This window comes from Pseudocitrobacter sp. RIT415 (assembly GCF_003057695.2).
In the GTDB taxonomy this organism is placed as follows: Bacteria; Pseudomonadota; Gammaproteobacteria; order Enterobacterales; family Enterobacteriaceae; genus Pseudocitrobacter; species Pseudocitrobacter faecalis.
Map to the genome: position 1 here is coordinate 50,596 of NZ_QBJC02000023.1, position 26,005 is coordinate 76,600.

General features: G+C 49.9%; 25 protein-coding genes. 12 read left to right on the top strand and 13 right to left on the bottom strand.

All coding sequences use genetic code 11. The features are described 5' to 3' along the window. Positions 1–7: 7 nt before the first annotated feature. Positions 8–916 carry a LysR family transcriptional regulator gene (locus tag DBY68_RS18950; protein WP_108474520.1) on the top strand — a complete coding sequence of 303 codons (909 nt, stop codon included), beginning with the start codon at positions 8–10 and terminating at the stop codon, positions 914–916. Positions 917–1,011: 95 nt separating this feature from the next. Here the strand turns inward: DBY68_RS18950 and DBY68_RS18955 are convergent, their stop codons facing one another. Continuing rightward, positions 1,012–1,527 (bottom strand): DMT family transporter, encoded by a 516-nt coding sequence (locus tag DBY68_RS18955; protein ID WP_108474519.1) that lies wholly within the window; start codon positions 1,525–1,527, stop codon positions 1,012–1,014. Positions 1,528–1,535: 8 nt separating this feature from the next. Then, positions 1,536–1,970: a DMT family transporter gene (locus DBY68_RS18960; RefSeq protein ID WP_108474518.1), complete on the bottom strand. Its 435-nt coding sequence runs from the start codon at positions 1,968–1,970 to the stop codon at positions 1,536–1,538. 99 nt (positions 1,971–2,069) lie between these two features. Between DBY68_RS18960 and DBY68_RS18965 the strand changes: the two genes are divergently transcribed. Next, complete coding sequence (locus DBY68_RS18965) at positions 2,070–3,005, top strand: LysR family transcriptional regulator (RefSeq protein ID WP_108474517.1); 936 nt, start codon at positions 2,070–2,072, stop codon at positions 3,003–3,005. Positions 3,006–3,017: 12 nt separating this feature from the next. On the opposite strand, the gene DBY68_RS18970 is transcribed toward DBY68_RS18965, so the two are convergent. Beyond that, entirely contained in the window at positions 3,018–3,791 is a 774-nt protein-coding gene (locus DBY68_RS18970; RefSeq protein ID WP_108474516.1) for a helix-turn-helix transcriptional regulator, read from the bottom strand. 114 nt (positions 3,792–3,905) lie between these two features. On the opposite strand from DBY68_RS18970, the gene DBY68_RS18975 reads away from it, so the two are divergent. Together DBY68_RS18975 and DBY68_RS18980 are read left to right on the top strand one after the other, a co-directional pair. Then, positions 3,906–4,631 carry a type 1 glutamine amidotransferase gene (locus DBY68_RS18975; RefSeq protein WP_108474515.1) on the top strand — a complete coding sequence of 242 codons (726 nt, stop codon included), beginning with the start codon at positions 3,906–3,908 and terminating at the stop codon, positions 4,629–4,631. Positions 4,632–4,748: 117 nt separating this feature from the next. Beyond that, positions 4,749–5,699: a bifunctional helix-turn-helix transcriptional regulator/GNAT family N-acetyltransferase gene (locus tag DBY68_RS18980; protein WP_108474514.1), complete on the top strand. Its 951-nt coding sequence runs from the start codon at positions 4,749–4,751 to the stop codon at positions 5,697–5,699. A gap of 97 nt (positions 5,700–5,796) precedes the next feature. Here the strand turns inward: DBY68_RS18980 and DBY68_RS18985 are convergent, their stop codons facing one another. Then, positions 5,797–6,906, bottom strand: a complete 1,110-nt coding sequence (locus tag DBY68_RS18985; RefSeq protein WP_108474513.1) for an AI-2E family transporter — start codon at positions 6,904–6,906, stop codon at positions 5,797–5,799. Positions 6,907–7,005: 99 nt separating this feature from the next. Then, entirely contained in the window at positions 7,006–7,878 is an 873-nt protein-coding gene (locus DBY68_RS18990) for a LysR family transcriptional regulator (protein ID WP_108474512.1), read from the bottom strand. Between the two features lie 108 nt (positions 7,879–7,986). On the opposite strand from DBY68_RS18990, the gene DBY68_RS18995 reads away from it, so the two are divergent. The 8 genes from DBY68_RS18995 to DBY68_RS19030 all read left to right on the top strand — a co-directional run bounded on the left by DBY68_RS18995 (position 7,987) and on the right by DBY68_RS19030 (position 16,636). Further along, complete coding sequence (locus DBY68_RS18995) at positions 7,987–9,177, top strand: MFS transporter (protein WP_108474511.1); 1,191 nt, start codon at positions 7,987–7,989, stop codon at positions 9,175–9,177. Beyond that, complete coding sequence (locus DBY68_RS19000; RefSeq protein ID WP_108474510.1) at positions 9,174–11,036, top strand: FAD/NAD(P)-binding protein; 1,863 nt, start codon at positions 9,174–9,176, stop codon at positions 11,034–11,036. The genes DBY68_RS18995 and DBY68_RS19000 overlap by 4 nt, the downstream gene beginning before the upstream one ends. Further along, on the top strand, positions 11,026–12,366 hold the full coding sequence (locus DBY68_RS19005; protein ID WP_108474509.1) for a hypothetical protein: 1,341 nt from the start codon (positions 11,026–11,028) through the stop codon (positions 12,364–12,366). Before DBY68_RS19000 ends, DBY68_RS19005 begins: the two co-directional genes overlap by 11 nt. Positions 12,367–12,380: 14 nt before the next feature. Continuing rightward, positions 12,381–12,584: a 4-oxalocrotonate tautomerase family protein gene (locus tag DBY68_RS19010; RefSeq protein WP_108474508.1), complete on the top strand. Its 204-nt coding sequence runs from the start codon at positions 12,381–12,383 to the stop codon at positions 12,582–12,584. Positions 12,585–12,729: 145 nt separating this feature from the next. Continuing rightward, a complete protein-coding gene (locus DBY68_RS19015; RefSeq protein ID WP_108474507.1) occupies positions 12,730–13,371 on the top strand; it encodes a 2OG-Fe dioxygenase family protein in 642 nt (213 codons plus the stop codon). Continuing rightward, complete coding sequence (locus DBY68_RS19020; protein ID WP_108474506.1) at positions 13,368–14,600, top strand: ATP-grasp domain-containing protein; 1,233 nt, start codon at positions 13,368–13,370, stop codon at positions 14,598–14,600. The genes DBY68_RS19015 and DBY68_RS19020 overlap by 4 nt, the downstream gene beginning before the upstream one ends. Before the next feature lie 36 nt (positions 14,601–14,636). Continuing rightward, entirely contained in the window at positions 14,637–15,692 is a 1,056-nt protein-coding gene (locus DBY68_RS19025; RefSeq protein ID WP_108474505.1) for an AbrB family transcriptional regulator, read from the top strand. Positions 15,693–15,727: 35 nt separating this feature from the next. Then, positions 15,728–16,636 (top strand): LysR family transcriptional regulator, encoded by a 909-nt coding sequence (locus DBY68_RS19030; RefSeq protein ID WP_108474504.1) that lies wholly within the window; start codon positions 15,728–15,730, stop codon positions 16,634–16,636. A 6-nt stretch (positions 16,637–16,642) separates the two neighbouring features. Here the strand turns inward: DBY68_RS19030 and csiR are convergent, their stop codons facing one another. From csiR to DBY68_RS19070, 8 genes are all read right to left on the bottom strand, one after another. Next, positions 16,643–17,320 (bottom strand): DNA-binding transcriptional regulator CsiR, encoded by a 678-nt coding sequence (gene csiR / locus DBY68_RS19035; protein ID WP_108474503.1) that lies wholly within the window; start codon positions 17,318–17,320, stop codon positions 16,643–16,645. 46 nt (positions 17,321–17,366) lie between these two features. Next, positions 17,367–18,767, bottom strand: a complete 1,401-nt coding sequence (gabP, locus tag DBY68_RS19040; RefSeq protein ID WP_108474502.1) for a GABA permease — start codon at positions 18,765–18,767, stop codon at positions 17,367–17,369. Positions 18,768–19,093: 326 nt separating this feature from the next. Beyond that, positions 19,094–20,374: a 4-aminobutyrate--2-oxoglutarate transaminase gene (gene gabT / locus DBY68_RS19045; RefSeq protein WP_108474501.1), complete on the bottom strand. Its 1,281-nt coding sequence runs from the start codon at positions 20,372–20,374 to the stop codon at positions 19,094–19,096. A 13-nt stretch (positions 20,375–20,387) separates the two neighbouring features. Next, positions 20,388–21,836, bottom strand: a complete 1,449-nt coding sequence (gabD, locus tag DBY68_RS19050; RefSeq protein WP_108474500.1) for an NADP-dependent succinate-semialdehyde dehydrogenase — start codon at positions 21,834–21,836, stop codon at positions 20,388–20,390. Between the two features lie 22 nt (positions 21,837–21,858). Further along, the gene (lhgO, locus tag DBY68_RS19055; RefSeq protein WP_108474499.1) at positions 21,859–23,127 is read right to left on the bottom strand and encodes an L-2-hydroxyglutarate oxidase; all 1,269 of its coding nucleotides are present in this window, start codon (positions 23,125–23,127) and stop codon (positions 21,859–21,861) included. A 19-nt stretch (positions 23,128–23,146) separates the two neighbouring features. Continuing rightward, positions 23,147–24,124, bottom strand: coding sequence for a glutarate dioxygenase GlaH (gene glaH / locus DBY68_RS19060; RefSeq protein ID WP_108474498.1), 978 nt, complete (start codon positions 24,122–24,124; stop codon positions 23,147–23,149). 207 nt (positions 24,125–24,331) lie between these two features. Next, entirely contained in the window at positions 24,332–25,078 is a 747-nt protein-coding gene (locus DBY68_RS19065; RefSeq protein WP_108474497.1) for a class I SAM-dependent methyltransferase, read from the bottom strand. A 15-nt stretch (positions 25,079–25,093) separates the two neighbouring features. After that, on the bottom strand, positions 25,094–25,351 hold the full coding sequence (locus DBY68_RS19070; RefSeq protein WP_108474676.1) for a YjhX family toxin: 258 nt from the start codon (positions 25,349–25,351) through the stop codon (positions 25,094–25,096). Positions 25,352–26,005: the final 654 nt, after the last annotated feature.

The following is a 26,005-nucleotide window of genomic DNA, read 5'->3' on the forward strand; positions in this document are numbered from 1 at the left end:
TGGAAGAATGCAGTTAGAAGATATCCGAATATTTGTCACAATTGTGAATATGGGAAGCTTTACGGCAGCGGCGGAACATTTGCAGCTGTCGAAACAATATGTCAGCCGGCGCATGGCGGCACTGGAGAAAAAAGTTGCCGCCCGTTTACTGGTACGCAATACGCGAAAACTGTCTGTCACCGATACCGGGCAGGTTTTTTTTCATCATGCACAGCGTATTCTCGAAGAAGTTCAAGAAGCCGAACAGGTTATTTCCGCCCGTCAGCAAAAACTGACGGGCTCTTATCGTATCAGCCTGCCAATGATTTATGGTGTGCGACGATTGGCGCCGCTGGTCGTGGAGTTTCAGTCCGCGCATCCGGAATTAGCGATGCATATCGATATGAGCGATCATTATGTCGATGTGGTCGGCGAGGGCTACGATATGGTGTTGCGTATTGGCAACCTGATGGATTCCACGCTGATTGCCCGCTGTCTGGGTAAACTGGCAATGGTGCTCTGCGCCAGCCCGGACTACCTGAAGGTACACGGCACGCCGCGCTCATGTGACGATTTAAGTCAGCATAATTGCCTGTTATACGGGCGCGAAGGACAACTCGGCTGGAAATTAAAATCGGATGGGGCGGTCAATACCTTTGCGGTAAAAGGCAGCCTGAGCAGTAATAATGGTGAAGTGATCCGTGACGCCGCCGAAGCTGGTGTCGGCGTGGCGCTGCTACCCACCTTTATTGTGGAAGAGTCGCTGCGTCAGGGCTCACTGGTACAAATATTAGCGGAATGTTCACCCCCGCATCTCACCCTCAGCGCACTGTATCCCAAACATCGACAGAATAGCGCGGTAACGCGAGTACTGCTCTCTTTCCTGGCAGAAAGAGTGGCGGGGATTGTCGATGAGGATGCGGGTGATGAAATATGAATTGTGGTTGCCCGGATAATGTCCGGGTAACCCCTCTCGACACTCCACGCTTTTGAATACCGAATGCAGGCGAAATCATCGGAACAATTTTTCCTCTATACCCTGCTACATCCCTCTGAACAGGTTGAACTGGCTACCTGCTGCTGGGGCTTTTTCGCCGGTGCGGCTTTCAGCTTGCTGCTGGAGTAGATGAAGAACAACGCCATACCCAGGCAGACGATGGCGCCGAGTCGGCTCATCGAGAACGGAATCGGCGCATTGCCCAGCCAGCCGAAGCTATCGATCAGCATGCTCATCGATAGTTGGCCAAAAATGACGGCGACCGTGGCAACCGCTGCGCCAATGCGCTGGACAGCCAGTACCATAATGACGATATACGGCACGCCAAACATTGCCCCCAGCAGCTGCCATTTAGGCACGTCCATCAGGGTCAGGGCGTGTTTGGGTTCGAAGAAGAAGATAAGCAGCCCTGTCACCAGCGCTCCGACTGAAAATGTCAGGAACGCGCTTTTGAATACGCCGACCTTGCTGCCCAATTGGCCGTTGATAGCCGCCTGGATACTCAGCATGGCACCCCCGGCGACGGCGAGAAGAATCATAATAAGCGTCATACTGTTACTTACCCCTGTGCAACCATAACTAGCGCCGCAATGATGAAAATCAGCGCGATGATACGTTTTCTGTCAATTTCCCTGTGCGGCGTACCGAGCAGGCCGAAGTGGTCAATTATCAGGCTCTTGAAGACCTGGCCTGCCAGTATGCCGATCATCGTCATGGCGATACCGATTACCGGCGTTGCCACGGTCAGGATAATGACATAAATCGGCCCAAGTACCCCGCCCAGCAACTGCCATGATGGCTGGGCAAAGAATGAAGGGCTATTACGCGGGCTGAAAAAAAGCATCAGCAGAAAGGTCAGCGCCGCACCCACGCCAAAGACACTAAAGGTGGCCCAGAGGTCACCGACCTCCCCGGCAAGTGGCCCGAGCAATCCTGCCTCTATGGACAGTCCCATGCCTCCGGCAATAACGATAAAAATTAATATCAGTTGCATAGCAATCAGTCTCCCATTGTCCTGGCGGAGAAGATTACGTCTTAACATGAATGATAAAAATGCAATAATGAGATAAACACTTATGCAGGATATGCATCAATGAATGAGGCTGGTAACATCAGTATTCGTGCGCTGCTGATTTTTATTGACGTTTATGAAACGCAGAATTTCTCTGTGGTGGCGCGGCGGGAGGGGATATCCGCCTCTCAGGTATCGCGCGTCATCCATCAAATGGAGGATGCGCTCGGGCAGCAGCTCTTTTACCGCAATACCCGGGCTATTATCCCGACGGAAAGTGGCCATCTTTTTATCCGCTATGCGCGCGCGATGACGGGTAGCCTGGAGGAGGCCCGGCGGGAACTCAACGAGAGAACGCTTGAGCCTTCCGGAATGGTTCGCATAAACGCCCCTGTATTCTTTGGACAGCGCCATGTAGCCCCCGCGTTACCCCGCCTGATGGAACGCTATCCGAGGCTTAACATTGAGCTTACGCTGACTGATGATTACATTGATCCGCATCGGGAGGCGGCTGACGTCATTTTCCGGATTGGCGCGCTGAAGGATTCCTCATTTCATGCGCGCGTGTTTGGCCAGCAGTTCTATCATCTTGCCGCGTCACCGGATTACATCCGCCGACACGGCATGCCTGATTCACCTGACGAGCTCGCACGTCATAAATGCTTGGTCTATAGCGGCTCATCAGGGCCAAACCGCTGGCTACTGCGCAGGCATGGCGAGGAGTGGGTGCACTATCCTGTCTCGCCCCTGATGTCATCCAATAATGCTGAATCGCTGCTGATTGCTGCCCTTGGGGGAATGGGGATTGTGCTGTTTCCTGACTGGCTGATTGGAGACCGCCTGAAGAGCGGTGAGCTTGTCGGGCTGCTGCCGGAGCTGGACACGTCCATAAAAACGGAGCCGCAGCACATCGCGGCAATTTATCCACATGCCCGCCATCCACCATTAAACGTTCGGGCAATTATCGATTACTACATTGACGCGTTCGGTTCACCGCTTTACTGGCAGGCAGAGTAAGATATTCGATTCTTATGGCAAAAAATGCCCTGGCGTTTTACCTATAATGGCCCGAAAGGCGGCGGAAAACGCGGCTGGGCATGAGAAGCCAAGCTGATAAGCGACCTGCTTTACAGGGATGCCGTTTGCGAGAAGATCCAATGACGCGCAAACTCTGGCACGTTGCTTCCATGTTCTGAAGCTGAACCCGGTATCCTTGATAAAAAGCCGTGAGAATGTGCGTTCGGACATATTAGCGATATACGCCAGGTCGCTCATTGCCGCTTCCCAGCGATGGTTAACCAACAATTCCTGAGTTGCACAGAACAACCGTTCATCACGCGGCATGGGAAGTTCCGTGGCTAAAGGGGCCGCCTCACTTAAAATTTCCAGAAGTAGCAGCGCCATTTTTCGTTGGCTCGATCCGTTATATTCCTGGCTAAAGATTCCCTGAATGAGTTCTTTCACCAGAGGCGTGGCGGTTATGACATGCACATCGTGACTTTTTGTGAAGTTCGTACACTCGGCGATAAGACTACTGCTGAAATAGACCGATTGCAGGTCTGTTTGTGATAACAGGTGATAGCTGTGGATTTGCAGGGGCGGAAGCCATAATGCGCGCTGCGGCGGTATGACCCAGCGATGACCTTCGGTTTCAACGAGCATCACGCCTCTGGAAGCAAACAGTAACTGCCCTTCAAGATGATGATGAGGGGGATCTGACTCGCCGCGCTGATAGTGTATTGCCGTGCCGGACCAGCCAACACGTTCATCATGCCTTGGCGTTTTATCTATACTTCCTGGCATTTAAGATTCAACTCCTGCGCTTATGATGATGGCGTCATCCCCCTGAGCCAGAATCAGACTGGCTCGCTGAGGTGGTATTCATAATTATCATAAGTATTACAGGAGCATATGCAAATGAGAGTTCACTTCATCGTTCACGAGAGTTTTGAGGCACCAGGCGCTTATGAAACGTGGGCAAGAAAGAAGGGGCATGACGTCACTTATTCGCGCCTTTATGCGGGTGAAAAACTCCCAACGAATAACGGTGACATTGATTTGTTGATTGTGATGGGCGGCCCGCAGGATCCGAGCGTGACGACTGACGAATGCGCCCATTTTGATGCAAAAAGTGAACAAGCCTTTATTGCTTCTGTTATCAGATCAGGAAGCGCCGTAATCGGAGTGTGTTTAGGCTCGCAATTGATTGGCGAAGCGCTTGGTGCGCCTTTTGCGCACAGCCCGGAGAAAGAGATTGGCAAATTCCCGGTTTATCTGACGAAGGATGGAAGCAAGAGCGAGATGTTCAGTCATTTTGGCCCCATGCTCGAGGTGGGGCACTGGCATAACGATATGCCTGGCCTGACGGCTGATGCGGTCATTATGGCTTACAGTGAAGGGTGTCCACGCCAGATTGTGGCTTATTCCGATCGCGTTTACGGTTTTCAGTGCCATTTGGAGCTAACGCTGGAAGTCGTTGAACAACTTATTGCCCATTCAGCATCGGAGCTGAGTCGGTCCAGTGAATATCGTTTTGTCGATACGGTGGAGAAACTTCGGGCACATGATTACGGTGAAATGAATGCGGCTTTGTTCATCTTCCTTGATAAACTTGAAGCGCGCTGCGCATTAGTGCGCCCCTAAAAACGAAGCCAGAATCGGGTGACAGACATGAGCAAGGCGCTGAAAGAGAGTAAAAGATTGACAGACTTCCTGTTTAAATGGTTGTATAATGCAACTATATAAGCAAGGGTAATGTGAATGAATCCAGAATTGCAGACCATAAAAAATGTACGTGAAGCTTCTCGTTTAATGGTGCGCGAGCTGGGTTTTATGAACCAGACGCTGGCGGCGACGGATTATCCTCCTTCCGCCGTTCACGCCCTGCTGGAAGTTGAAACGCATGGGGCGATATCAGCGGCTCAGTTGGTACAGATTCTGGGACTGGAGAAATCCAGCGTGAGTCGCATGCTCGCAAAGCTTGTCAAAGCCGGCGAACTGGAAGAAAGACCTTCCGCCGAAGATGCGAGGACGAAACTGTTAAATCTCACCGAAAAGGGGAGAGTGACTGTCCAGACCATCAATGCTTACGCTGACGACCGTGTCATCGCCGCACTCAAAAAGTTGGCCCCATTTACCCAAATAACGACCTCGCAGGGGCTTTCATCCTATGCCTGCGCCCTGAAGGCTAGCCGCGAAAACACGGACGTCAACGCAAGCAATAGTGTCAAAATTGTCACGGGGTACTATCCAGGAATGATCGGTCGCATTGCTGAAATGCATGGCGTCTATTATGCAAGGGAGCATAACTTCGGCATTATTTTTGAATCGAAGGTTGCTGCGGGCCTTGCTGATTTTTCTGCCCGTCTGGATAAACCCTGCAACCAGATTTGGTTGGCAATGGTAAACGACAGAATCGTCGGCTCGGTAGCCATCGACGGTGAGGATCTGGGAAATAACGACGCGCATCTGCGTTGGTTCATCCTCGACGATGGATGTCGTGGCAGTGGACTGGGTAGAAAACTCATTGCAGAGGCGATGTCATTTTGTGTCGAGCAGAGGTTCTCTTCGGTACAGCTATGGACATTTAACAAACTGACAGCGGCAATACGATTGTATGAATCATTTGGTTTTAAATTGTCCAAAGAATGGGAAGGCGACCAGTGGGGAAGTATCATTACGGAGCAACAGTTTATTCGAAAAATCACCTGAGCATTCCTGACGTCTCTTTCTTTTGAATATAGCCATGTTTCAGCACTCTCTCTGTTTCATGAATATCGGCGGCCCAAACCGCCGATATCCTCATCCATTACAAATCCGGCCCTTTTTTCCCTTCCTCAATAAACGCCTCATCAAGCTCCTCCGCGTTACCTTCATGATCGCGACCAGAGAAAAGATTCCAACTGGCAAGGAACAGGGCGGCAATTAAGGGGCCGATGACGAAACCATTAATACCGTACATTTCCATGCCACCCAGCGTAGAAATCAGAATCAGATAATCGGGCATTTTGGTGTCTTTACCAACCAGAATCGGACGCAAAATATTATCAACCAGGCCGACGATTATCACAAAGAAACCAATAATAAACAGGGCTTGCCACAGCTGGTGGGTCGCGAACAAATATATCGCCGCCGGCACCCAAACGATAGCCGATCCCACAGCGGGTACCAGCGACAAAAAGGCCATCAGCGCGCCCCATAAGATACTGCCGTCAATACCGACGATAGCAAATGCAATACCACCCAATGCGCCCTGAACAATGGCGACAACCGCCGTACCTTTTACGGTTGCGCGCGACACACCGACAAATTTTGCGAACAGATGCTGTTTCACAAAGTCGGAAAGCGGCAGTGAGTCCAGAATCTGATTCACCAGATACGGCCCATCTTTAAGCAGGAAAAAGAGCAGATACAGCATGATGCCGAAGCTGATGGCGAAGCCAAATGTGCCTTTACCTATCAGGAAAGCGCTACCCGCGAGATATTGCCCACCCTGCAAAGCGGCTTCTGACAATTTTTTCTGGATCTGTGCGGCATCATCCAGATTATGCTCCGTCAGGAACCCACGCGCCCAATCGGGGAGATGCGAGAAGAGGGCGGCCACCACTTCCGGGAACTGGGTATTGTTCTGCTGGAGTTTGGTGTAAACCACATTCAATTCAAACGCCAGCGATGACAAAATGATCATTAACGGGATGAAGACGATAAGACAAATAATCACCAGCGTGAGCAGTGAGGCCAGCCCGTTACGATCCCCCATCGCATCGCGTAATTTATTTTTTACCGGATAAAAAATAACCGTTAACACGGCAGCCCATAAAATGGCGGAAAAATAGGGGGACAGTACATCGAAGAAGGCCCATGTCACCAGGGCCAGAATGAAGAGAAAGAAACCTTTAGTAAGTCCATTAAAGCGCATTAGTAAATCCTGTAACTGAAAGACTGTAACGACTATAGAACCGTACAGACGATTTACCAACCTAAATACTTCCAGGGCGCTATAAAGTTGCGAAACACCTTAATGGGATGAAACAAAGGATACAAAGCAATTCAATACCCGGCTAACCTCACGATTTTTCAGCCATATCATCATGGTATTAACGTTGCCGATGTGCGGTGAAATAGAGTGGCAGCGAATGGGAAAACTCGCTTCATACTGTTTCACAACGCTTTCAGGTAATAATGCAATACCCATTCCGGCGCTTACGCAGCCAAGAATTGCCTGAAAAGAACCAAACTCCAGCGGTTCGGCATAATCGATATTTTGCAGCCGCAACCATTGCCCCAGCCGCGAACGATAATTACATCCTTTTACAAAGACGAGTGGCCTTGTCACTTCAAGGTCGGCTCCCGTGACGACATGACCATGCTCGGCGGCGGTAACTAACACCAGTGTTTCCTGACACAGCACCTGCGTTTGTAGCCTGGAATTGTCCATGTGCAACGCCTGATGGTCAGCGACGAAGGCGATTTCAAGTTCACTATTCAGGATCTGCTGAACCAACACATCTGTCGGTGACGTTTTTAAGTTCAGTTCAACAGAGGGCATTTCACGATGAAAGTTAGCCAGCAAAGCAGGAAGCCTGACGGCGGCCGTGGTTTCCATTGCGCCAATGCGTAGTGGGCCTGCGGCTTTTGTTCCCTGCATAGACAATTCGGCTTCGTCTAACAGCGCGAGGATTTTGTTGGCATAACGCAGCAGCAGTTCACCTTCAGGGGTGATGTGCAGCCGGTTTTTCTCACGAATGAACAACGACACATCCAGGCTGGACTCCAGTTGTTTGAGCCGCGTCGTGACGTTTGATGAAACGCAGTGCAGGCTACGGGCTGCAGCGGTGATAGAGCCGGTTTCCGCGACAGTTTTAAACAAATTTAATGAGGTACTGTTCATCGTATCTGTTACTCAAAGTGAAGGTTTTCGTCATTTTTATTAACTTTTTATTATCATTTCTTTATGTAACATAACAATCAAATCTGATTGACATATTGAGCCTGAAAAATGGATCTTGATCACAATGTTACTGGCCATCGCCAGTTCAGCACGGCTGTCTTCGGTATGATCGTTTTAACACTGGGCATGGGAATTGGTCGGTTTTTATATACGCCGATGCTACCGGTTATGTTGCATGAAGGCATTTTTAGTTTTTCGCAATTATCGTTGATTGCCAGCGCGAATTATGCCGGATACCTGGTTGGCAGCCTCCTGTTCTCTTTTGGTATTTTTGGCGGCCTGAAGAATATCAAAGGGATGTTAATTTGTGCTGCGTTGGTCACCGGGCTGCTTATTTTTGCGATGGCTGTGGTCACGCACCCTGATATAGTGATTGTTATTCGATTTATTGCCGGTGTTGCCAGCGCAGGCATGATGATATTCGGATCGATGCTTATGTTACAGCATACCCATAATCCGTTTGTCATTGCTTCTTTGTTTGCCGGCGTCGGAGTGGGTATTTTTATCGGCAACGAATATGTGATAGCCGGTATCGCCTATGCATTAAATTCAAAACTGCTATGGATCGGCGCATCCATCATTTCCGCTGTCCTTTTCCTTGCGCTGATTATCTTACTGCCGGCAAACAAACACGTACTGCCTCCTCAGAAAGCAGCTTCCTCATCTGAGCCGAATATTCAGTGGTGGAATTTAGCATTGCTATATGGCCTGGCCGGTTTCGGTTATATCATTGTGGCGACTTATCTCCCTTTAATGGCCAGAGGCGTGGGTAATGAATTTCTGGCCAACCATATCTGGTCTATTGTTGGCCTCGCCGTTATTCCCGGATGCTATGGTTGGTTATGGGCCGCACGTAAGTGGAGCATATTGTCCTGCCTGAGCGTTAACTTAATTGTACAGGCGAGTTGTGTTGTGATGGCCTCGTTTATCCACTCGCCGTTTTTATTAACCTTAAGCTGTATTGGCTTCGGCGCAACCTTCATGGGTACCAGTTCTCTGGTGATGCCACTCGCGAAAAAGATTTCTGCTCCACAGAAAATTAATCTTCTTGGGCTGGTTACACTCACCTATGGCATTGGGCAAATTGCCGGGCCTTTGATCGTAAGTGCGTTTCAGAACAACAAAAATGGAATGACTATTTCAATATTATCTGGCGCTTGCGCGTTATTTATCGCAGCAGGGATTAGCTATGTTCAACACAGCAAAGTTAAATACTCTCAAAGTTGGAGCAAAGAATGAAAAAAACGACCGTTGCTATTATTGGAATGGGGCCTCGGGGGCTAAGTATTCTGGAAAGAATTTGTGCCCAGTATGCACAACAAAAACAGAATGGACATATCGATATTGTTATCATTGATAAAAATGCCATGGGGGTGGGCGCCCACAGCTTATCACAGCCCGACCATTTATTAGTTAACACCGTTGCCTGCCAGATAACATTATTTGGTGATGCAACGGTAAAAAATGCCGGGCCTTTCCGTTCAGGGCCCTGTTTTCATCAGTGGGCCAATGAGCAAGGCTATAAAAACGTTGATGGCCGTTTTTTTAAAAATGTGGCAGGCAAACCCATTCAGGCTAACGATTATTTACCTCGTCGATTGTTAGGTGAATACTTAAATTGGTTTTATCATGTAATTATCAACACCTTGCCTGAAAATATCTCGGTCACCCAGATAAATCAGCCAGCCAGAAATATTTTGATTCAGGACGACGAGAAGTCCGTAATCATTTTAGAAGATACCCAGCGCGTGGTGGTCGATTATGTTTATCTGACCACAGGTCACAGCGACAATGTTAAAACGTTTGACGATCATCTTGTCGAACGCTTTATTGCCAATAATTTTAAGAAAAATGAACGCCTGGACTACTATGCGACGCCTTACCCAGTAAACAACCTGGATAAAATAACAGCAGAATCGAATGTGATTGTTCAGGGTATTGGGTTGACTGCCTATGATGTTATTTCGCAATTAACGATTGGCAGAGGGGGGCGCTTTTGCCGGGAGGACGGTGAACTCCGCTATCACCCTTCAGGAAAGGAGCCGGGTATCTTTATCTATTCGCGTCAGGCTCTTCCTTTTAGCAGCCGCGGTGAGAATCAAAAAGGCGTCTCCGGGCAATACTCACCACGCTTCTTAACGGCAATGGCTATCAGAGAATTGCGGGTGAAAAATGTGCTTGCGAAAGGATCTTCAAAAATCGATTTTATTGAACAAGTTTTCCCTTTATTGCATAAAGAAATGTGTTATGCCTACCGTTCAACTCTCAATGGCCAGTGGTTAGATGCAGGCACTTATGAACCGAGCGCTGATGACATCGCCGTCATCGACAGTGTGCTTTATCCACACCAATCGCAGGAACATTTGAGTTTAAAAGATTATACGCAATGGTTTATGTATTTCTTGCGTAAGGATCTGCAGGAGTCTGCGGAGGGCAATGTCCATGGCCCAATCAAAGCAGCGACAGACATCATTCGTGATGTCAGGGATATTTTACGAGAAGCGATTGATAATTCGGGACTAGATTCTCGGTCACATCAATATTTTCTTGAGCATTTTAATCCTATTTTTAACCGCATTGCCGTTGGCCCACCGAAGTTAAGAAATGAACAATTATTAGCGTTAATGGAAGCGAATGTGGTGTGTCTGGCCGGCGGTAAAGATGCAAGGTTAGTGTTAAATGACTGCGATGGAAAATTTGAAGTTCATTCAACTTTCAAAGAAGAGAGTACTGAGATTCAGGCTGATGTTTTAATTAAGGCGAAAATTGCCAGTTTTTCGCCGCTACATGATGCTTCACCGTTAATCAGAAATATGACAGCCACGGGTATCGTTCGTCCATTTATGAATGAGGGGTACCACCCAGGGGGGCTGGATATCGATCAATGCCAGCATCCTGTTAACCGTATGGGGGAAGCGCAGACGACTTTCTGGGTGCTGGGTAACCCTGCTGAAGGGGCGAATTTTTACACCTACGTCCTGCCACGTCCGCTGGTAAATTCAAGATTCCTGGTCGATGCAGGCCGTTGTGTCGCAGATATGTATCATCAAATGACGGTGCGCCATGTTCAGTCTGAGGTTGTGATAAATGCAGACTGAGCAAATCCAGGCCCGTGGCAAGACGTGGCAATCATTGCAATCTGCGTTAGCGATAACATCCTTGCTGGTGTTTCTGCTCGCTTGTGCGCTGATGAATAAACATGCAGCGATGCCGGTCATTGCGGGCGTTACCGCCGTGCTCTATTTCGCATCTACCGCTGCTTTCTGGTTAAAAAAATCCTCCGCCCGAAGTGGTTTGATTATTTTTCTCTGCTCGATGGTGTTTATTCTCGCGACAAACAACCTGCAAGGCATTGCGCTTCCTGCAATTTTTTCGCGATATTTTGATGTGATTTTACTGCTTGTTGGTATTGCCTTATTACGTCACGTCATGGCTTCTCTAAATTTTACGGCTGTACTGGGGGCGTATTTTTCGCGTAAAAAGACATCGAACCTGACTTTCTGGGTGACCTTATTGACGGCTTTCTTAACATGGCCGATGAGTCTTGGGGCAATCTCATTACTCCTCGATGGTCTCAAGTCAGTTCTTGGGCCAGGACGCAATCTGGCAAAGATTATTACCCGCACCGTATGCATTACGATGGTACTGATGCCAACAACCATCGGCGCTGCCACCGTTTGGGCGGCAATGCCGGACGTACCGCATGTTAAGGCAATGCTTGTGGGTATCCCTCTCTTTTTATTCAGTATCCTGCTCAACCAACGGGCAAAAGTGACGGTCATCACTGAAAACGAGACGCTGAAACCCAGCCGTGATGGAATGCGCTATATCCTGCTGTGTGTAGGTCTGTTCTGGGGGGGATTCATTTTTTCATTAACGGCGCTGAATCTCAATTCATTGCAAAGTATTGCCTTTACTGCAATCGTACTTTTTGTTGTCGATCATCTGGTTAAAAAGGATAGATCGTGGGCTGAACAATTAACGGAAACAGCACAGAATATATCCGGTGAGGTATTGTTGCTTTTAAGCTGCAGTGTGTTGACCTCAGTTTGCTGGCTGCTTTTTGCCCATGTGCCGGCAGGTATTACTGCTTATGTAGGCGGCCTGACAACGTTTGAGATCTACGCGATTATTTTGTTCATTGTCCCGCTTTTCGGTTTATTAGGTATCCATCCTCTGATTATCTTTAGCGTTTCATGGTCAATATTTTCCGATTATCTGACAGGGGGAATGGTTGATTATCAGATATGGATTTGCTTGTTTATTGCCACTCAGCTTATCTCTCCCGTGTCGATAAATGCTATTTTCGCTGCGAACAGCCTGAATGTGTCACCCAGTAATACGAGTTTTAAAATGCACTACGGTTATGTTCTGTCGTTTAATCTCTTTGCCCTTGTTTATCTTGGTGCAATGTCAACAATTATCTAAAAACAGGAGTTAATATGCCCTACGTAAACATCAAGATCACTAATGAAGGTGCTACCGATCAGCAAAAGAAACAGTTAATGGAGGGGGTAACACAGCTTTTGGTTGATGTTCTGAATAAAAACCCCAGTACCACCATTGTGGTCATTGATGAGGTAGAAACGGATAACTGGGGTATTGGTGGCGTGCCGGTTACAGAATTACGTAAAAAAAGCAAATAGTGTATTTTAAAAGTAAGGAGCGTGCCTCCTTACTTTTTCCCACTGATGGTCAGTATAAAAAAGTCTTCAATATTATTTATTGTTGGATATGCATTTCATATCTTATTAATAGACTGCTCAACCTATTGTTTAAAGGATGTTATTTATGCACGCTTATCATCATATTCGGCTGGGGGAGTCTTCCGCGAAAGTCAAAAATAGTTTTGATGAATTATTACCCGATCCGTGGCTTAAAGCTGAAGATGGTATTTTTCGATTCAGAAGTTACATGCAGGCCAGGGCCGGACGCGAAAAGTATTTTGATCTCTGCGCAGCGGGAGAGTTTTTTCAAACGGAAAAGCTGAATCATTACGCCGGTGGGATTGCAAGAAAATACCCTGAAATAAAAAAAGACGTTGCTGAAGAGGTCATGAATCTGGTGTTTCGTAAGCTTTTGCCACTGCTTCCTGACACCACCTACAACATAGGTATTCATCAGATACGAATAACTACAGATGACCGCAGACCAGGCTATCCGGCGCCAGAAGGAATTCATAAAGATGGATTTAAGTACATCGCAATTTATTGCAGTGAAATTGAGAATGTGACCGGTGGTGAAACCACGCTTATTCCTAATCACGATGGTGGTAATGACGCATCTACGTTCAAACTGCATGCGGGTGATGCAGTCATATTCAATGATGTAAATTATCAACATTATACCGCGGCAGTAGTTCCTTTGTTGCCGGGAAAAGGTTATCGGGATGTTTTTGTTATTACATTTGATGTTGAAGGGGAAAAACAATGAATATCTTACTGTGCCCACCAAAAATTATTTTTCAGCACTCACGGGAAGAGTGGCAATCATTACAAGCCGTGACCCCGGTTTTGATCGCGACGTGCGCAAGCCAGACCGATGATATTCTAAATCATATGGGGGAGGGATTCTCTTTCCTTTTTTATGAAAATTTCAATGATAATCCCTTTGTGGAAATGGATATTTATCACTACGCCCAGGCTAATAACGCAACGGGTATCTTTTTTCTCGCTGAAATCGATGTTCTGAGAGCCGCGAGAATCAGCGATCGTCTGGGTTTAACTCACGATCGTGAAAAAAAAGCCATGTTTTTCCGCGATAAATTTATGATGAAATCACTTGTTCAGTCTCATCAGTTGACAGTTCCCGCTATGGCGCGCGTTGACAGTGCGACGGCGATGGCGCGATTTATTGCCGAACAAGGATATCCCTGCGTGATCAAACCTAATGATGGGCGTGGATCACAGGGTGTCGTAGTTCTCAAAAATGAAGGGCAGCTTTATAAATATCTGGCGCAGGTTAAGCCGTCAGAGTATCACAATCTGCTTATTGAAAAATTTGTCGAAGGCGAAGCCTATCAAATTAATGCGCTGTATTTAAAAGGTAAACCGATATTTATTTCCGCATCCCGCGCGACCGTCTCCTGCCTGGATTTCCTGTCCGGGAAAACGTTAGGTCTGGTGATGGAAGATGACACGCCTCTGCATCGTAAACTGATCGCCTACACCCAATATCTTGCGGAAGAGGTTTTTCCAACGGAAGAAAATGCATTGCTTCATCTTGAGGTTTTTGTTGATAAAGATAACAACATTATTTTTGGTGAACTTGCCTGCCGGTTAGGTGGCTGTTTTGTCAATGAAGAATTAGGCGCCGCGTTTGGTCTTGATCCTCGTATGACCTGGCTTAAAGCGTCTCTATGCGATATCTACCCACAGGACTTGTCCCAAAGACAACCTGTTCTACGGGTCGGTCAATTAAATGTGCCGCCTGCGCAGGGTACGCTTCTCTCTATTGCGGAAAAATGTCCGTTACCCTTTGTGGTTAAATATCGGGCAACCGGTGTTATTGGTCGTCAATATGACATGATGAAGTTAACAAATGGCGAGATCGTAAGTGCTATTGTTAAAGCGGAGTCCAGCCGGGAAGTCAAAGAAAATCTTGATGCATTGACCCAATGGGTTGCTGAAAATACCCTTTGGGTGAACGAAACTGTTCACTAAGAATTCCACATTCCCGCTTGCCAGGAGAAAAGGCGTATGAAATTGTTAGTCGGTTTTGTTCTTTGTATCCTAGTCGGGTTGGGATTTACCTATTGCAACGTTCCGTTAGGTATGATGTTTGGCCCCCTGATTACCGTGCTGGTGTTAAAACGTACCGGCCTTTCTGTACCCGTGCTGCCTGGCAGCATGACGGTGATTCAACTCTCTCTTGGCACGTCGATTGGCCTTTTATTTCGCGATTTTTCTTTTGGGGTGCAAGGAAATATCGCATTTTTACTGATGTTCTTATTGCTGTGCTTATTCTTACAGTTTACCGCATGCTATTTGTGGTGTATTCATCGATTACGCTGGAGTAAGGAAGAAGCGCTATTAGGTGCGGTTCCTGGAGCAATGGCAGCGGTTTTAGCGTTGGCTTCCCACATAAAAACGCCACCGCAAAAAATTATCATTTCGCACTCTTTGCGGCTCATCACACTGACTTTATTTGCCGGATATATTAGCGGTGGCGCGCACACCCCTACGGCCATGTCGCCTGTATTGTTTACCGCGACTAATATACTCTGGTTACTGGGTATCGTCCTGGCAGGCTATGTGTTGGGCAAGTGCCTTGAACGCGTTCATTTCCCCGCACCTTTTATGATTACCTCATTACTTTGTGCGGCGCTATTGCATCCTTTTTCATCGCAGACGGTGCTTTTCCCCGATGTATTCAATCAGTTCAGTATGGCCTTAATGGGCATTTTACTGGGGCATCATTTTATTGCGTTTACGTTGACGGCATTTATGCGCCATCTCTGGTCTTCAATGCAGCTCATTACCATTGGGCTGGGCGTGACGGTGATAATGGCATTGACTGCGGCACATCTTCTGGATTATCCCTTTTATTTATTAATGCTGTCCTGGGTTCCAGGAAGCGTGGAATCGATGTCCTTTGCGGCACTTGCGCTTAACGCGAATGCCAGTTTTGTAATGGCAAGTCATATTATACGCATGTTGCTCATTCAAACGATTCCGGCAATGGTTATTTACCGCAAAAGAGAAGTGACACAAGATAATGGCGCTACAATGCGTAAACCGACGAAGCCACTATAGGATTTCACTCATGACGGTGTTAAGGGAATTCGTCCATGCTTAAAGAAAATTTTAATGAGCTGCAGCTCTTTCTTGCTGTTGCGCGAGAGCGCAGCTTTACCAAAGCAGCAGGTAAACTTGGCGTCACGCAATCTGCGTTGAGCCATGCGATGAAGGCACTGGAGGCGCGGCTTAATCTTCGTTTATTAACGCGTACAACGCGAAGCGTTGCGCCAACGGAGATAGGAGAGCAAATCATTGCTTGTCTTGAACCCCGACTTTACGAACTGGATGAAGAGTTGCAACGCCTGGTTCAACAAAATGGCGTCGCCGCGGGAAATCTCCGCATTTCAGCCGGCGAGCACGCCGCTAAATATCTGTTATGGCCAAAACTGAAGTCATTTTTACGCGAATATCCCGATATTAATGTTGAGTTGGTCGTTGATAATGGTTTCGTCAATATTGTGGATGGGCGTTTCGATGCGGGCGTGCGCCTGGGTGAGAGTGTCGACAAGGATATGGTCGCGGTAAGAATCGGCCCGGATGTCCGTTTGGTTGTGGCGGGCTCTGCGGAATATTACGCGAAATACGGTAAACCTCATACGCCACACGATCTGCAGCATCACCGCTGTATTAATATGCGGCTTCCCACTGCTGGCGGGCTGTATCATTGGGAGTTTGAAAATGCAGGTAAACCTCTAAAAGTCAGGGTTGAGGGGCAACTGACATTCAACACTATTGCGGAACGGATTGATGCTGCCGAGTCTGGTTTTGGCCTGGCATTTATTCCTGAGGACAGCATCTGCGAGCAAATTGCCGATGGACGGCTGGAAACAGTATTATCCGAATGGAGTCCTGTTTTTTCGGGATATTATCTTTATTACCCCAGCAGAAAACAGCATCCACCTGCATTTGCATTACTGATCGATGCACTCAGATATTCCGCTAATCCAGATGATGTCTGAACCTGCTTAACGGGATCTGGCCATCGCCTGCTGAATCACCGGAATTGGCGTAAGTAAATGCTGACGCATTAATTCACTGGCATGTGCTGCATCACGTGCCAGTATTACCTCGGTCAATTGCTGATGCTGGTCATGTTTATCTTCCAGCATTTCGACAGACAGCACTGTTGTGCGCAGCCAGATAAAACGATAGCGTGCGGCCAGATCAAATAATCGTTCGCGCATTTGCAGCAGATAATGTGAACCACAGCCGGCGACAATTGCCGTATGGAACGCCTGATGGCGGCGATCCCATTCATCCAGCATATTTTCACTGGCGTCGTTGGCTTCCAGTTTGCTGAGCATATGCGCGCGGGCAAGGATTTCAGCTTCCCAGGCGTCATCACCGCGCTCAATGGCAAGACGTACCAGCATGGCTTCCATGTTGGCGCGTGCATCGAAGATGTCGAGCAACTCCTTTTCCGACATGGAAGCGACGTTATACCCTTTCTGGTTCACCACCGTGACCAGGCGTTCGGCCACCAGCTGCGAAAGCGCCTCTCGTAGTGGCCCCACGCCCAGGCCATAGCGAGTGGTCAACAGGCTCATGCGTAGCTTTTCATCGGGTTGATAAACGCCGCGAATAATATCGTTTTTCAGCCAGCGATAGCCATCAATGGCCGTTGGTTGAGGAATAGCGGTCATGGCCTTGCTCCTTTATAGAAATCCCGGCTTTCGCCGGGATAATACGCTATCGGGTATTGTGTAGCGGTGTTTTTTGCCACAATACCAGTTTTTTCCAACGCGCCATAATCGGCACGGTACAGATGATCCCTATCGCTAATACGCCCGTGGAAATGACCTCGAGTTGCTGCGCCGGACGAAATAGCATCACCACCAGGACAAAGGTAATAAAGCCAATCACCAGCCAGGTGAGCCAAGGATAAAGCCACATGCGCAGGCGAATTTCGCTGCCTTCCGCCAGCAGAATTTTACGCATCCGCAATTGCGAAACGGCAATGACCAAATAAACCAACAGAGCGATAGCGCCGGAACTGTCGATCAGGAATTTAAACACTTTCGCAGGCGCGTAGTAGTTCACCACCACCGTTAAAAATGCCGCACCGGTGGAGAGTAAAACGGCCACGTACGGTGTTTTGCTGCGGTTGATTTTGCCCATCACCGCTGGCGCATCCCCACGACGGCTTAAGGAGTAAAGCATCCTTGATGCGGTATAGAGCGCCGAGTTCAGGCAACTGGTTACGGAAAGTAAGATCACGCAGTCCATGATTAATTTTGCGTGCGGAATATTGAGTAACTCCAGCACCGAGCGATAAGAACCGATGGCTTTTAGTCCCGGCATATTCCACGGAATTAGTGCCACAACGACAAAAATGGAACACAAATAGAAAATAGAGATACGCCAGATAACTGAGTTGGTGGCGCGAACAATGTGTTTTTCCGGCGTGTCGGATTCTGCAGCCGCAATGGTGACAATTTCTGCGCCCATAAACGAGAACATGGTGATCAGCATCGCGCTTAAAACTGCACCAAAACCGTTCGGCATAAAGCCGCCGCTATCCCACAATCTTGAGATTCCGCTTACGTCAGCGTAAGGGTAGAAACCGCTAATTGCGACTGCGCCAAGGAAAATAAAGGCCAGGATAGCAATGACTTTGCACAGCGCGAGCCAGAATTCAAATTCGCCGTAGTTTTTGACGCTTAACAAATTACTGCCCGTTAAGGCGAGGGTGATGACCAGAGAAAATAACCAAATGGGAATGCCGGGAACCCAGGAATGCAAGATCATAGCGGCGATGTTGGCCTCCAGCGGGATAACCAGTACCCAAAACCACCAGTACAGCCAGCCGATGGTATAGCCTGCCCAGCGGCCAATCGCTTTATCGGCGTAGGTGGAAAATGAGCCGGTGTCGGGCGTGGCAACCGCCATTTCCGCCAGCATCCGCATAATCATAACCACCAGTAATCCGGCGAACAGATAGGCCAGTAAGACCGCCGGGCCCGCTTCGGCGATAGCGACGCTGGAACCGACAAACAGACTTGCGCCGATAACACCGGCAATAGATAACATGGTGACGTGGCGTGATTTCAACCCGCCGCCTAACTCATGTGGTTGCGATGATTGCCCCATCCTGAATCCTCTCGAAAGTGTGTCACTTGGGAGAGCGCCCCGACATTTCCCGCGTCGGGTCACGCGTTTAATTGTTATTGGTTCTTTTTGCCGGAGAGCGGCTCCGCCTTATCCGGCCGACATAGATTTATTCCTGTTCACGTACAGATTGTCGGATGCGACGTAAACGCCTTATCCGACCCACATACCCGTAGGCCGGACAAGACGCGCAGCGTCGCCTCCGGCATGGTGCGCCGAATGTCGGATGCGGCGTAAACGCCTTATCCGACCTACATCCCCGTAGGCCGGACAAGACGCGCAGCGTCGCCTCCGGCATGGGTGCGGTGCTACTGTTTCGCCTCATCAAAACACTGGCCGATGATCTCCAGACCCTGACGGATCTGAGCGTCTTCAATGGTGAGCGGTACCAGGATGCGCAGCACGTTGTAATACGGGCCGCAGGAGAGAAGAATCAGCCCTTTGTCACGGGCGCGCGCCACGATCTCGGCGGTAAGTTTGGCGTTGGGTTTACTGTGATTGCCATCTTCAAACAGCTCGATGGCGATCATCGCCCCCAGTCCACGTACGTCGCCGATCTCCGGGTGATTTTCGGCGATTGCCAATAATCCGTCTTTTAGCTTCTGGCCCAGATCGTTGGCTTTTTGCAGCAGATTTTCCTGCTCGAACACCTTCAACACTTCCAGCGCCGCCACGCAGGCAATCGGGTTACCCGCATAGGTACCGCCCAGACCGCCTGGTGCGACAGCATCCATCACTTCAGCGCGCCCGGTGACGCCCGCCAGCGGGAAGCCGCCTGCGATCGATTTCGCAAAGGTGGTGAGATCTGGCGCAACGCCCATCTGTTCCATTGCAAACAGCGTGCCGGTACGCCCGGCACCGCTTTGCACTTCGTCGGCAATCAGCATGATCCCGTGCTCGTCACACAGTGCGCGTAAACGCTGCATAAAGGCAGGCGTTGCGGCGTAGAAACCGCCTTCGCCCTGAACGGGCTCAATCACGATGGCGGCGATATCTTCCGGCGCAGCGTCATTTTTAAAAATTCGGTGGATACTGGCGATAGCGTCGTCTTCACTGATGCCATGCAGCGGGCAAGGGTAAAGCGCGCGATAAACATGCCCCGGCATCAGCCCCATCCCCGCAGAGTACGGATTCACCTTGCCGGTCAGCGCCAGCGTGTAGTGCGTGCGCCCGTGGTAAGCGCCGCTAAAGGCGATGGTGCCGCTGCGTTTGGTGGCGGCGCGGGCGATTTTCACCGCATTTTCCACCGCTTCGGAACCGGTCGTTACCAGCAACGTTTTTTTGGCGAAATCGCCCGGCACCTTCTGATTCATTATTTCGCACAACTCCAGATATGGCTCGTAAGCCAGCACCTGGAAGCAGGTGTGCGACAGCTTTTTCAACTGCGCTTCCACCGCCGCCACCACTTTCGGATGCAGGTGCCCGGTATTGAGCACCGCAATCCCGCCCGCGAAATCAAGATACTCACGGCCTTCAACGTCCCACACCCGGCAGTTTTCCGCACGATCAGCGAAAATTGGGTGAATTTGCCCAACGCCACGAGGAACTGCCTGACTGCGGCGCTGCATTAACTCTTTATTGCTGCTCATTCGCGTTCTCCAGTTAAAGACCGATGCACATATATTTGATTTCTAAGTAATCTTCGATGCCATACTTCGAACCTTCACGACCCAGTCCCGAGGCTTTGATACCGCCGAACGGGGCCACTTCATTGGAAATAATGCCGGTGTTGATGCCGACGATGCCGTACTCCAGCGCCTCGCCCACGCGGAAGACGCGGCTTAAATCGCGGGCGTAGAAATAGGCGGCAAGACCAAACTCGGTGTCGTTGGCCTGTGCAATCACATCGGCTTCATCTTTAAAGCGGAACAGTGGGGCGAGGGGGCCAAACGTCTCTTCTTTCGACACTTTGGCGTTGGCTGGCACGTCCACCAGAATGGTCGGCTGGAAGAAGTTGCCGCCGCGCTCGTGCGCTTTACCACCGCAAACCACGCGCGCGCCTTTCTCCAGCGCATCGGCAATATGCTCTTCCACTTTGGCTACCGCTTTTTCATCGATCAGCGGCCCGATGGTGACGCCTTTGTCCAGCCCGTCGCCGATGTGGAGTTTGCTCACCGCCTGCTGCAATTTTTCAGCAAAGCGGTCATACACGCCGTCCTGCACGTACAAGCGGTTGGCGCAGACGCAGGTTTGCCCGGCGTTGCGGAATTTCGAGGCCAGCGCGCCTTCCACGGCTTTATCGAGATCGGCATCGTCAAAGACGATAAACGGCGCGTTGCCGCCCAGCTCCAGCGACACTTTTTTGATGTCTTTTGCGCACTGTTCCATTAACTGGCGGCCAATTTCGGTTGAGCCGGTAAACGACAGTTTGCGCACCAGCGGATTGCTGGTCAGTTCGTTACCGACCGCACCCGCCGAGCCGGTGACCACGTTAAATACGCCAGCCGGAACGCCCGCGCGGATCGCCAGCTCCGCCAGCGCCAGGGCGGAAAACGGTGTTTGACTCGCAGGTTTCAGCACCATGGTGCAGCCTGCCGCCAGCGCCGGGCCGGCTTTACGGGTAATCATCGCCGCCGGGAAGTTCCACGGCGTGATAGCGGCGGTAACGCCAATCGGCTGCTTGATAACAATCAGGCGTTTATCGGCCTGATGACCGGGAATGGTGTCGCCATAAATACGTTTGCCTTCTTCGGCAAACCACTCAATAAAGGAGGCGGCGTAGCTGATTTCGCCTTTCGCTTCAGCCAGCGGTTTACCCTGTTCGAGGGTCATCAGACGTGCTAAATCGTCCTGATGCTCCATCATCAAATTGAACCAGTTACGCAGAATGGTGGCGCGTTCTTTGGCGGTGAGCGCACGCCAGGCGGGCAGGGCGCGGTTGGCGGCATCGATAGCGGCGCGGGTTTCCTCCGCGCCCATTTTTGGCACGCTACCCAGCTTGTCGCCGTTCGCCGGATTGGTGACGTCGATGACCTCGCCATTGTTGGCGTCCAGCCATTCCCCGTTAATCAACGCCTGCTGGCGAAATAAGTTACTGTCGTTAAGTTTCATCGCTACATCCTGTTTTCAAAAGTTATTGATTAAAGGCGGCGTGTAAGGCATCCACACTACGGGCCGCTCGCAGCGTGCGTCCGGGGTTACTCTGGCTTGCCAACAGCGTTTGTACCTTGCTGACAATATGCGCACCAATAGGAATTGCTGATGTCGCTGCCGGGGAGGGCGCATTGCAGGTGTGGATCGTGCGCGGGGTGGTGACAAACAGAAAATCGTCAATCAGCTTGCCGTCCGGCGATACCGCCTGCGCCCGCACACCGGCGGGCCAGGGCTGGAGATCGCTTAACGAAAGCCGGGGACAATACTTTTGCACCAGCCGCAGATAGCCGCTTTTGCACAGCGAGTTTTTCATCTCGCCCAGTCCTGAGCGTAGATGGTTTTGCAGTACCCGGCGAATCCCCGGGGAGCCCAAAATCTCCAGCGTGTCGCTAAATGAGAAGTCGCGCTTGCGATAGCCCTCGCGTTTAAAAGCTAGCACCGCGTTTGGCCCGACGGTCACGCTGCCGTCAATCATCCGGGTGAGATGAACGCCTAAAAAGGGCATCGCTGGATCGGGAATGGGGTAAATCAGGTGGTTAACAATCTGGTTATGCTCCGGCGCGAGGCGGAAATACTCACCGCGGAACGGGCAGATGATAAAGCCGGGTTCGAGGCCGAGCATTTTCACCAGCCGATCAGCCATCAGGCCAGAACAGCTTATCAGCGTCGACGCTTCATATTCGCCGCCCTGACGGGTTCGTATCACCACGCCGTTATTATGCTCATTGAGAGCGCTAATTTCGGCGTTATAGATAATCTCGCCGCCTTTGGCCTGGAAGGTTTTTGCCATCGCTGCCGTCACGTCGCGGTAGCTGACAATGCCGCTGGAGGGTACAAAAATACCGCCAAGGCCGGTGATATTCGGTTCGCGTTCGCGAAGCTCGTCGGCGTTTAACCATTCGCGCTCAATCCCGTTCGCCGCTGTGCGTTCCCATAACGCGCGCATTCGTTCCATTTCGAGTGTGGACGTGGCGACCAGCATCTTGCCGCAATTGTCATAGCGGATGCCGTTTTGATCGCAAAAGGCTTTGGTAGCGCGGTTCCCCGCCAGGCAAAACTGCGCCTTCAGGCTGCCGGGGGTGTAGTAAACCCCGGCATGGATCACGCCGCTGTTGTGGCCCGTCTGATGGCAGGCGGGGCCGGACTCTTTTTCCAGCAACGCAATGCGGGCGTCCGGATAAACATCAATCAGTTGCATGGCGGTCGACATGCCGATGATGCCGCCGCCAATAATCACAAAATCATACATCCGCTCAATTCCTTTGCGCTTACTGATGCGTCTGGTAGTGGTGAGTGGCGTAAGCGAAATAGCCGCGCTGGCGCATCAGTTCACGACGCAGATCCGGATGCGGGGTAAAGCGGTCACGACCGTGCAGCCAGAACAGGTTGTTAATCAAAAGGAATTTGCCAACGGGAACCGGCACAGACAGAATGCCTTTGCTGGTTTCAATGGCATCGGAAAGCTCGCTCAACCATACGCCTTCTTCGAAATCTTTTGGCTGGACGAACTGGTCGATATAGCGCATCACCGGGCGACCCTGCTGATCGACGTCGAACACCGGATGGAAGACCTCTTTGCTGACGTTTTTACTCGGCGGCGCGGCAAAGCGCATCGGGCGACGCGCCAGCGGATGGCTGAAAAAGTGCTCAAGATGTTCCCAGTCGTCGAGGTGCAGCAGCAGCGAGTTTCCGCCCTGCATGTTTTGCTCATCGATTTTCATCATCAACACGTAGTCGGTTATCTCTTCAACGTAGGTACCATCGTTGTGCAGTTCCATCACGCGGTGTGGCTGACGCAGGTAGCTGTCTGAGTTATCGACATTTTTTACCACGAAACGCGCGTAATACTGGCCGCTCATGGCATCGAAATTGGAACGGCCAATCAGATGCGCCACCGCCGTTGCCAGCTTCACCATCTCGTCCGCCTGCTTCACATCATCGATACCCACGGCGTTGATCAGCAGCGCACCTTCAGCGCGGTTTAGCAGCGTCTTCAACAACTGTGGTTGCAACGCATTTCCACACAAATCGTCGAGAATCTTGCCTACCCGAAAACGCAGAAACGATTTGTACTCCAGCGCCTGCACGGGCCACTCGGCAACCTGTTCAAGAAACTGTTTTGTCGTCTGTTCAGAGAAGGTCAGTTCCAGCAGGCGCGGGGATTGCGCCGACGGGGTGAGGGTGAATCCGCTATAGTCCTGGCCTGAATCGACAGCGTTAGTATGTACGGCGGTCAGTGCATTCATCAGAAGCAATCCTCTTAGGGTTTCAGGAAGAAAAGGTGATGCTCATTTCGTAGCCATAAGTAAAAAATATCTACATTTTTATAAAACGTGCACAAAAAGGGCGATTTGTTTCAAATTTGTGATCAAATGCGGCAGGAATTAAACGTCTTATTTGTGTGGGTATGTGCTGCCGGGTAACCACGTTACCCGGCTTGTTGGGGAGGGGGATTATCTCGGCATCAGGGCAAAAACGCCCCAGCCGATGTATTCGCGGGTGTAAGTGACATGCCTTTTCGGTGATTCAGTTAACATTGTGCGTACCTCTGGCGCGAAAGGATCGTCCGGGTTGGCTTCCAGCCAGCGGCGCAGGGTGAGCCATTTCGCCGCTTCATAGCGATCCCAACCTTCCTGGTCGGCCAGAACCATTTCCACCACGTCATAGCCGCACTCATCAAACCTCCCGACCCGTTCGGGCAGCGTCAGGAAATCTTCAGTCGCGTTTGCTCCGCACGCCTGTGCAACCGCGTCGGATTCTGGCATTTGGCGCCAGAAAGGTTCACCAATAAGCATAATACCGCCGGGTTTCAGGCTTTGGCGCAGAAGGGACAGCGTGCCTTCAACGCCACCGGCAATCCAGGTAGCGCCGATACAGGCCGCGACATCACAGGGTTCAGCCGCCACATAACCTGCTGCATCGCGATGGATGAAGTTGACACGTTCACTCACCTTCAGCTCCTGCGCACGCGCTTTAGCCTGCTCGGTAAACAGTGGGCTTAAATCAACGCCAGTACCGGTTATCTGATGATCGCGCGCCCAGGTGCAAAGCATCTCACCGGAGCCGCTGCCGAGGTCAAGAATGTGCATTTCTGGCACTAGCCTGACCACGCGCCCCAGCGTGGCGTACTTTTCTGCCGTGAAGGGGTTATGAATGCGGTGCTCGCTTTCGCTAATTGTAAAAATACGTGGGATGTCCATAGATTTTCTCCTTGTTTAGCGGTTATCCAGTTGGGCGCGAACGTTCAGCAACCCGGTGGTGTTGATACGGTAAGGTTGCCCATTGACGGACTTAATCAGTTTTTTGGTTTTGAGTTTTTTGAAGACGGCGAGAGTACAATCTCTCAGGAGAAGCCCTTCGCGGCTATAGCATTCGACTGAGGTCACGCGGCCTGATGAATCGCGAACGTGCGCAATCCGACCACCTTTGGCGAGAACGTGTAAGGTACGTTGTTCCTGACGGGATAAATTCATACTGGTGAACCTGTTAATCATCATGTGCAAAACGTGCAAACACACAGCGGTGTCCGCATCCGATTTCGGCGCATTGATAATCAGCCCGGCCTGTAAAGGTCGAGTCACTGATTATCAGATGATTACATTCTCCAGCATCAAAGCCTCGGTATGAGTTGAAAGGTATTTACGGGGTGAATGATAACACACGTTTTTGACGTGGCACGCTGAACAGACAAGTTTTGTAGCCCAGATCACAGACGCGGCAAAGTGAATACCTCTGGTGACTCCTTTATGATGAGCAATGTGAAGCGGCTTACTACTTTCAAATGAAGGCGAGTGTAATGGACTCTTTAATTTTTGTTATCAGTTTTAATCTTCTTCTTATCAATAACGCTCTGTTAAGTTGCTACTCTTCGGACACTGTACGTGCTGTGCATGAGAAGTAATACGCATTTTTTGTGTATTTTTTTTAAAGGGAAATCTGTGTGCTGCTATTATTTATGTAATTTACTTACTGAAATATATGAAAAGTAATGTTTAACGCTGTTTTGAAAAAACGGGTCGCGTAGTTCTGATAAAACTTTTGCTTTTTTAACTGCGCACCGAGATGATTGTTTTTGATTTTTGTCAAAGTTACCTTTCATTTTTATGAGACTCATTTTCATTAAATTT

Coding starts and splice junctions, on each gene's coding strand:
- DBY68_RS19020 (WP_108474506.1), top strand. CDS start 13,368: ATGAATATCTTACTGTGCCCACCAAAAATTATTTTTCAGCACTCACGG.
- DBY68_RS19010 (WP_108474508.1), top strand. CDS start 12,381: ATGCCCTACGTAAACATCAAGATCACTAATGAAGGTGCTACCGATCAG.
- DBY68_RS19000 (WP_108474510.1), top strand. CDS start 9,174: ATGAAAAAAACGACCGTTGCTATTATTGGAATGGGGCCTCGGGGGCTA.
- DBY68_RS19005 (WP_108474509.1), top strand. CDS start 11,026: ATGCAGACTGAGCAAATCCAGGCCCGTGGCAAGACGTGGCAATCATTG.
- glaH (WP_108474498.1), bottom strand. CDS start 24,124: ATGAATGCACTGACCGCCGTACATACTAACGCTGTCGATTCAGGCCAG.
- DBY68_RS18950 (WP_108474520.1), top strand. CDS start 8: ATGCAGTTAGAAGATATCCGAATATTTGTCACAATTGTGAATATGGGA.
- lhgO (WP_108474499.1), bottom strand. CDS start 23,127: ATGTATGATTTTGTGATTATTGGCGGCGGCATCATCGGCATGTCGACC.
- csiR (WP_108474503.1), bottom strand. CDS start 17,320: ATGACCGCTATTCCTCAACCAACGGCCATTGATGGCTATCGCTGGCTG.
- DBY68_RS19025 (WP_108474505.1), top strand. CDS start 14,637: ATGAAATTGTTAGTCGGTTTTGTTCTTTGTATCCTAGTCGGGTTGGGA.
- gabT (WP_108474501.1), bottom strand. CDS start 20,374: ATGAGCAGCAATAAAGAGTTAATGCAGCGCCGCAGTCAGGCAGTTCCT.
- DBY68_RS18985 (WP_108474513.1), bottom strand. CDS start 6,906: ATGCGCTTTAATGGACTTACTAAAGGTTTCTTTCTCTTCATTCTGGCC.
- DBY68_RS18970 (WP_108474516.1), bottom strand. CDS start 3,791: ATGCCAGGAAGTATAGATAAAACGCCAAGGCATGATGAACGTGTTGGC.
- DBY68_RS19015 (WP_108474507.1), top strand. CDS start 12,730: ATGCACGCTTATCATCATATTCGGCTGGGGGAGTCTTCCGCGAAAGTC.
- DBY68_RS19030 (WP_108474504.1), top strand. CDS start 15,728: ATGCTTAAAGAAAATTTTAATGAGCTGCAGCTCTTTCTTGCTGTTGCG.
- DBY68_RS18980 (WP_108474514.1), top strand. CDS start 4,749: ATGAATCCAGAATTGCAGACCATAAAAAATGTACGTGAAGCTTCTCGT.
- gabD (WP_108474500.1), bottom strand. CDS start 21,836: ATGAAACTTAACGACAGTAACTTATTTCGCCAGCAGGCGTTGATTAAC.
- DBY68_RS18960 (WP_108474518.1), bottom strand. CDS start 1,970: ATGCAACTGATATTAATTTTTATCGTTATTGCCGGAGGCATGGGACTG.
- DBY68_RS18995 (WP_108474511.1), top strand. CDS start 7,987: ATGGATCTTGATCACAATGTTACTGGCCATCGCCAGTTCAGCACGGCT.
- gabP (WP_108474502.1), bottom strand. CDS start 18,767: ATGGGGCAATCATCGCAACCACATGAGTTAGGCGGCGGGTTGAAATCA.
- DBY68_RS19070 (WP_108474676.1), bottom strand. CDS start 25,351: ATGAATTTATCCCGTCAGGAACAACGTACCTTACACGTTCTCGCCAAA.
- DBY68_RS18975 (WP_108474515.1), top strand. CDS start 3,906: ATGAGAGTTCACTTCATCGTTCACGAGAGTTTTGAGGCACCAGGCGCT.
- DBY68_RS18955 (WP_108474519.1), bottom strand. CDS start 1,527: ATGACGCTTATTATGATTCTTCTCGCCGTCGCCGGGGGTGCCATGCTG.
- DBY68_RS18990 (WP_108474512.1), bottom strand. CDS start 7,878: ATGAACAGTACCTCATTAAATTTGTTTAAAACTGTCGCGGAAACCGGC.
- DBY68_RS19065 (WP_108474497.1), bottom strand. CDS start 25,078: ATGGACATCCCACGTATTTTTACAATTAGCGAAAGCGAGCACCGCATT.
- DBY68_RS18965 (WP_108474517.1), top strand. CDS start 2,070: ATGAATGAGGCTGGTAACATCAGTATTCGTGCGCTGCTGATTTTTATT.